This is a genomic window from Methylomonas sp. BG-2, assembly GCF_057766305.1.
In genome coordinates this window covers 1-6,716 of sequence record NZ_JBYMAP010000209.1, presented here as the reverse complement: position 1 = coordinate 6,716, position 6,716 = coordinate 1, and the positions used below count along the sequence as shown (strand labels likewise).

At 50.2% G+C, this 6,716-nt stretch carries 7 protein-coding genes; 2 read left to right on the top strand and 5 right to left on the bottom strand.

Annotated elements, in window-relative coordinates; all coding sequences use genetic code 11:
• The 3 genes from AC3B8H_RS16665 to AC3B8H_RS16655 form a co-directional block, all read right to left on the bottom strand.
• Window positions 1–282 (bottom strand): AAA family ATPase (locus AC3B8H_RS16665; protein ID WP_488442672.1); only part of this gene is annotated, 282 nt, incomplete at its 3' end.
• 3 nt (window positions 283–285) lie between these two features.
• On the bottom strand, window positions 286–1,389 hold the full coding sequence (mnmA, locus tag AC3B8H_RS16660) for a tRNA 2-thiouridine(34) synthase MnmA (protein WP_488442671.1): 1,104 nt from the start codon (window positions 1,387–1,389) through the stop codon (window positions 286–288).
• Entirely contained in the window at window positions 1,386–1,841 is a 456-nt protein-coding gene (locus tag AC3B8H_RS16655; RefSeq protein ID WP_488442673.1) for an NUDIX hydrolase, read from the bottom strand. The genes mnmA and AC3B8H_RS16655 overlap by 4 nt, the downstream gene beginning before the upstream one ends.
• Before the next feature lie 128 nt (window positions 1,842–1,969).
• On the opposite strand from AC3B8H_RS16655, the gene clpS reads away from it, so the two are divergent.
• Both clpS and clpA read left to right on the top strand, forming a co-directional pair.
• Window positions 1,970–2,293, top strand: a complete 324-nt coding sequence (clpS, locus tag AC3B8H_RS16650) for an ATP-dependent Clp protease adapter ClpS (protein ID WP_488442670.1) — start codon at window positions 1,970–1,972, stop codon at window positions 2,291–2,293.
• Between the two features lie 9 nt (window positions 2,294–2,302).
• The gene (gene clpA / locus AC3B8H_RS16645) at window positions 2,303–4,579 is read left to right on the top strand and encodes an ATP-dependent Clp protease ATP-binding subunit ClpA (protein ID WP_488442669.1); all 2,277 of its coding nucleotides are present in this window, start codon (window positions 2,303–2,305) and stop codon (window positions 4,577–4,579) included.
• A 29-nt stretch (window positions 4,580–4,608) separates the two neighbouring features.
• Here clpA and infA read toward each other — a convergent pair whose 3' ends face one another.
• Both infA and AC3B8H_RS16635 read right to left on the bottom strand, forming a co-directional pair.
• On the bottom strand, window positions 4,609–4,827 hold the full coding sequence (infA, locus tag AC3B8H_RS16640; protein ID WP_064025941.1) for a translation initiation factor IF-1: 219 nt from the start codon (window positions 4,825–4,827) through the stop codon (window positions 4,609–4,611).
• An 85-nt stretch (window positions 4,828–4,912) separates the two neighbouring features.
• Window positions 4,913–6,716: RelA/SpoT family protein (locus AC3B8H_RS16635; RefSeq protein WP_488442668.1), on the bottom strand; the 1,804-nt coding region annotated here is incomplete at its 5' end.

The following is a 6,716-nucleotide window of genomic DNA, read 5'->3' as shown; positions in this document are numbered from 1 at the left end:
TGATGGAAATTTTCGATTTGGAAATAAATTTTTTAAGCCATACCAGCTTTGTTCTTGATTTTCAATGCTCACTTCTTGATCAAGGTCGAAAGACTCGTCGTGCTCCTTTAATATTTCACGAAGTAATTTTCTTAGATCGACTTCTTTGCATATTCTGAGTGATTCCAATAGCGTGCTCTTTCCGCTATTGTTCTTTCCAACAATTAGGTTTACCCGTCCAAGCCTTGGAATATCCAAGTCATCTAACATACGGAAGTTTCTTATGCGTATATTGGTTAGCATCAGCTATCCTAGCGTTTCGTTATACTTAGCTTCGATAATACCACCCCCCAAACAAACCTCGCCAGCGTAGAACACCACCGACTGCCCCGGCGTAATCGCCCGTTGTTGTTCGTCGAAGCGGACTTTGACGCGAGAGCCGCCGTCCAGCGGTTCGACGACACAATCCTGATCGGCCTGGCGGTAGCGGGTCTTGGCGGCGCAGCGTATGGTTTCGGTCAAGGGGTGGCTGCCGCACCAGTCCAGTTGCCCGGCTTCCAATGTGTTGTGCAGCATTAGCGGGTGATCATGGCCTTGACCAACGATCAAGATGTTGTTTTCCAAGTCTTTTTCCAGCACGAACCAAGGCTCGTCCGGCGCGTTCTTGACGCCGCCTATCCCTAAGCCCTGGCGCTGGCCCAGCGTGTAATACATCAGGCCGTGGTGCTTGCCGATGTATTGGCCTTCCGGGGTGCGCATTTCGCCGGGTTGGTGGGGCAGGTAGCGTTGCAGGAATTCCTTGAATTTGCGTTCGCCGATGAAGCAGATGCCGGTGCTGTCTTTCTTGCGGCTGTTGGCGAAGCCGGCCCTGTCGGCCATGGCGCGGATTTCCGGCTTGTGCATATGGCCGATCGGGAACAAGGTTTTGGATAAGGCTTTCTGGCCCATCGCGTATAAGAAGTAGCTTTGTTCCTTGTTGGGATCGAGACCTTTCAGTAGTTCGAACTCGCCGTCCCGTTCGCGAACGCGGGCGTAGTGGCCGGTGGCGATGTACTCGGCGCCGAGGTCTTCGATCGCGTAATTTAGAAACGCGTTGAATTTGACGTGTTTGTTACAAAGTATGTCGGGATTGGGGGTGCGACAGGCCTTGAATTCAGACAAAAACACTTCGAACACTTCGTCCCAGTATTCGGCGGCGAAGTTGACGGTCTTCAGTTCGATGCCGAGTTTGTCGCAAACTTGCTGGGCGTCGGCCAAATCTTGCATCGCCGTGCAGTATTCGGTGCCGTCGTCTTCTTCCCAGTTTTTCATGAATAAACCGGTGACGTTGTGGCCCTGTTCTTGCAATAACAAAGCTGTGACGGAGGAGTCGACGCCGCCGGACATGCCGACGATGATGTGTTTGCTCATGGTAAATCGAGAAATGCTTGCAACAGGGTCAGTGGATGACGCGTGCCATTAAGGTATTCGTCCACTGTTTGTAGCACCAACGGACTGCGTAGCTGCGCTTTCCGAGCGTAAATGTCATTGCGGCTGAGCCAGTGAGTCGCGATAATGCCCTCGTCCAATAGTTGGTCCGAGTCGTGATTGTCTATGCTGCCGCTGAAGCAGAAGCGCATGAAGCTGGGTGCTTCGGGGCTGCGCCGCCAGAGTTGCACGGCGATGATGGCTTCCGGCGCAAAGCACCAGGCTGTTTCTTCCTTGACTTCGCGTTTGACGGCTTCGATTAGGTCTTCGCCGTTTTCGAGATGTCCGGCTGGTTGATTGAACGCAAGCCCGCGTGTTGTTGTCTCTTCTACCAGAAGAAAGCGCTCGTCTCGCTCGATAACCGCGGCAACGGTAACGTGTGGTTTCCAGACCATCATGTTGACATTTGACGATAAAAGGCCGGCATTTTACTCGAAATGTTTTTTAACTGCGCAAAGATTGAAATTTGCTTTTGAAGGCGCTATTTTTAGAAACATACGTAATACTTGTAGCTCCATAGCTTATGTCCGATTTTGAACCCTTTAGAGACCACGACGCTAACACCGCGCTACAGGAAGCCAAGCCTCAGTTGAAGCGGCCGCCTTTGTATAAGGTAATTTTGCTGAACGACGATTTTACGCCGATGGATTTCGTCGTCGAAATATTGACCCATTTTTTCAACATGACCGAAGAGAAGGCGACGCAGGTTATGTTGCAAGTTCATACCCAAGGTGTCGGGGTTTGCGGAACCTACACCAAAGACGTAGCCGAGACTAAAGTACATATTGTCAACGAATATTCCCGAGAGCATCATCATCCGCTGATGTGCACAATGGAAGAGGCGTAAGAGGTAGTCATGTTAAGTAAAGAACTTGAAGTAACTTTGAATTCCGCGTTTACGGTGGCACACGCCAAACGGCACGAATTCATCACTGTCGAGCATCTGTTGTTGGCTTTGTTGGACAATGTAACAACGATACCAATACTGATCGCCTGCGGTTGTAACGTGAATGCCTTGCGGGCCGAGTTGACTCGTTTCATTGACGAAACGATTTCGTTGATACCCGAAGGCGTACAGCGTGAAACTCAGCCAACCTTGGGGTTTCAACGCGTGCTTCAACGCGCGGTGTTTCACGTTCAGGCGTCCGATAAAAAAGAAGTGACCGGCGCGAATCTATTTGTCGCGTTGTTTAGCGAGCAGGATTCGCATGCGGTGTATTTGCTGAATAAGCAGGACATCACTCGATTGGATGTCGTCAATTATTTGGCTCATGGCGTGTCGAAGATTGAGCAATATAAGAAGGAGAATGCCGAGGAACCGGAAGCTGAACGCGGCAGTTCGGAAACCATGGGTAGCCCGCTGGAGAAATATGCGACCAACCTTAACGATGAGGCACTGAAAGGTAATATTGATCCCTTGATCGGCAGGGAGTTGGAAGTAGAACGTACCATACAGGTGCTATGCCGTCGTCGGAAAAATAATCCCTTGTTGGTCGGCGAGGCGGGTGTTGGAAAAACTGCGATCGCCGAAGGTCTTGCGAAACGTATCGTTGAGGAAAGCGTTCCCGATATTCTGCTGAACAGTGTGATTTATTCATTGGACATGGGGGCGCTGGTCGCTGGTACCAAATACCGGGGTGATTTTGAAAAACGCTTGAAAGCATTGATCAATCAGTTGAAAAAAGAGCCTGATTCAATTTTGTTCATCGACGAAATACATACCATCATTGGTGCCGGTTCGGCGTCGGGTGGCGTGATGGATGCGTCGAATCTGATTAAGCCGGTTCTAGCCTCCGGTCAGTTGCGTTGCATTGGTTCGACCACCTATCAGGAATACCGCGGTATCTTCGAGAAGGACCATGCTCTGGCTCGGCGTTTCCAAAAAATTGACGTTGTCGAACCGTCGATTGAAGACACGGTGCTGATTTTGAAAGGCTTGAAGTCTCGTTTCGAGGAGCATCATGGACTGAAATACACCCAGGAAGCGTTGCGAGTCGCCGTCGAACTTTCGGCGAGGTATATTACAGATCGACACCTGCCGGACAAGGCGATCGATGTGATAGATGAAGCAGGTGCTCGACAACGGTTGTTTACTGGCGATGGTCGCAAGGATACGATAGACATTCCGGAAATCGAGGAAATCGTTTCAAAAATCGCTAGAGTACCGGCCCAATCGGTATCTTCCAGCGACATAGAAAAACTCGCCAATCTTGAAAAGAATTTGAAGATGTTGGTCTTCGGCCAAGACGAAGCGATTTCCGAGCTGGCAACCGCGATCAAGTTGTCCCGCGCTGGACTACGCGATACCAGTAAAACTATTGGATCCTTCCTGTTCGCGGGGCCGACCGGCGTTGGCAAAACCGAGGTAACTCGCCAGTTGGCCAAGGTGTTGGGTATAGAGCTGATTCGTTTCGATATGTCCGAATACATGGAGCGTCATACCGTATCGAGGTTAATCGGGGCGCCTCCAGGTTACGTAGGATATGATCAGGGTGGTTTGTTGACCGAGGCCGTTACCAAGCATCCCCATGCGGTGTTGTTGCTGGACGAGCTGGAAAAGGCGCACCCGGATGTCTTTAATTTATTGCTACAAGTGATGGATCACGGTACGTTGACCGACAATAACGGGCGCAAGGCGGATTTTCGTAACATCATTATGATCATGACCACGAATGCCGGTGCGGAGGAAGGCAGTCGCGCTTCAATCGGATTTACTCAGCAGGATCACGCTTCGGATAGTATGAAGGTGATCGAGCGTGGCTTCTCGCCGGAGTTTAGAAATCGGCTGGACGCGATCGTGCAATTCAAATCGCTGGATATGACAGTGGTTGGCAGTGTGGTCGATAAGTTCATTTTCGAGTTGGAAGCTGTGTTGGCGGATAAAAACGTTACATTGACCCTCGAGCCTACCGCGCGGTCCTGGCTGGCGGAACGGGGTTACGATGAAAAAATGGGAGCTAGGCCAATGGCTAGGTTGATACAGGAAAAAATCAAGAAGCCGCTTGCAGAGGATTTGTTATTTGGTCGCTTAGCCAACGGTGGGCATGTGCGTATCTATGTTGAGAATGACGCTTTGGCGTTTGCAATTGAAGGCAAACAGTTGATGGTTTCGGAGCTAAATCAGGTGTTATAGGGTGGGGGGTAATCGCTGACCCAAGTGGGTTAGCGATTACGGAACGTGATGCGACCCTTGGTCAGGTCGTACGGCGTCATCTCTACACGAACTTTATCGCCGGTTAGGATTCTGATGTAGTGTTTACGCATCTTGCCGGAAATGTGCGCGGTAACGATGTGTCCGTTTTCCAGCTCCACTCGAAACATCGTATTCGGTAGAGTGTCGATGACCTTACCTTCCATTTCGATTTGATCTTCTTTCGCCATAATATTAGCCCTTAAATTAAAACGCCTATGTTAGCACGGCGGGGCGTGCTCTGGCTAACGATAAGACATTACAGGTCCACGCGCTTCAAACCTTGCGCTTGGCTTCGATGATATTGGGTAGATTGCCAATGCGAGCCAGTATGGAACTCAGTTGCGCCGTATTCTCAATTTGGACTGACATTTGCAAAATTGCCGACAGGTCATCGTGTGTTTTTAACGAGGCGTTGCTAATGTGTGCCTTCGAAGCCGTTAATATTTGCGAGACATCACCCAGTAAATTCGGCGCGTTATACGCGTGAATCATAATAGGCACAGTGTGATGAATCGTGTGTTGGCCACTCCAGTCGGCTTTAATCAGATGCAATTGTTGTTCCGGCGTCAACTGGCGAACGTTTTCACAGTCGCGCCGATGAATTGTGATTCCGCGTTTATGGGAAATAAAGCCGACGATTTCATCCCCTTTTACTGGCGAGCAGCATTGAGCCAGCGTGGTTACCACATTGTCTATGTCTTCCACGATCACGGCGGCTTGTGTAGCACTTTGGGTTGAGGCGAGCTTTATCGGGATCGGTTCCAGCTCGGGAATCTTCAATGCGCCGGCCAATTGCCGATTGTTGACGTCGCCGCGGCCGAGCGCTTCGTATAAATGCTCGGCGTCCGGCATCTTGAAGTGCTGAATCAATTCTTCTATGTCGATCGCTTTAATGCCTAGGCGCTTGCTTTCCTTTTCCAGAACCTGTTTTCCAGACGAGATATTCGCCGCTTGTTGCTGGTGTTTGAACCAAATCTTGACCTTGCTGATCGCTCTGGGCGTTTTCAGATAACCAAGATTGGGATTTAGCCAATTGTGGTTGGGGTGGCCATTTTTGACGGTGATAATTTCGACCTGTTCGCCGGATTGCAATTTATATGTCAATGGCTTGATTTGACCGTTGACCTTGGCGCCGCGACAACCATGGCCCACTTCGGTATGAATTGCATAAGCAAAATCCAGCGGCGTCGCGCCCTTGACCAAATCGATCAATTTGCCGGCCGGCGTCAAAACAAATACCCGGTCGGAAAATAGTTCCGTATGAAAGTTTTCCAGGAGGTTGCTGCTGTCTTTGTCTTCCAGCAACTGGCGAAGTGATGCAATGTTCTTCTCGGTGGCCGCGTTATATTTACTGCCTTCCTTGTAACGCCAGTGCGCGGCAATTCCGAGTTCGGCAAATTCGTGCATGGCTTGGGTGCGGATTTGAATTTCGATACGATTGCCGGCTTCGTCCAAAACCACGGTATGTAGTGATTGGTAGCCATTCTCTTTGGGATTGGCGATGTAATCGTCAAATTCCTTGGGAATGTGGCGCCAGTGGCTGTGTGCCAAACCCAATACGGTGTAACAGTTTGGCAAAGTGTCCACGACGACGCGGACCGCCAGCAAATCGTAAAGATCGGCTACGGTCAATTGCTTGCGGCGCATCTTGTGCCAGATGCTGTAGATGTGTTTTGGTCGCCCGTAAATTTTTGCGGCGATTCCTTCCTCGTTCAAAATCTGGCGCAACCTTGTCAGAAACGCTTCAATGCAGGCTTCGCGCTCTTCGCGCTTGCTCGCTAGAGATTCGGTGATCGCTCGATATTGTTCGGGCTCCAAATAGCGAAAGGCCAGATCTTCAAGTTCCCACTTGAACTGATTAATGCCCAAACGATTAGCGAGCGGTGCATAGATATCCAGGGTTTCCCGAGAGATGAAATGGCGAATTTCCGCTTGTTCTCGGGATAGGTTACGTAGGCGTTGAATTCGGTAGGCCAGTTTGATTAATACCGCCCTGACGTCATGGGTCATCGCCAATAGCATACGTCGCAACGTTTCGGTCTGATTCGGCTCGTTCGCCATATCCGTGCTGTAAATG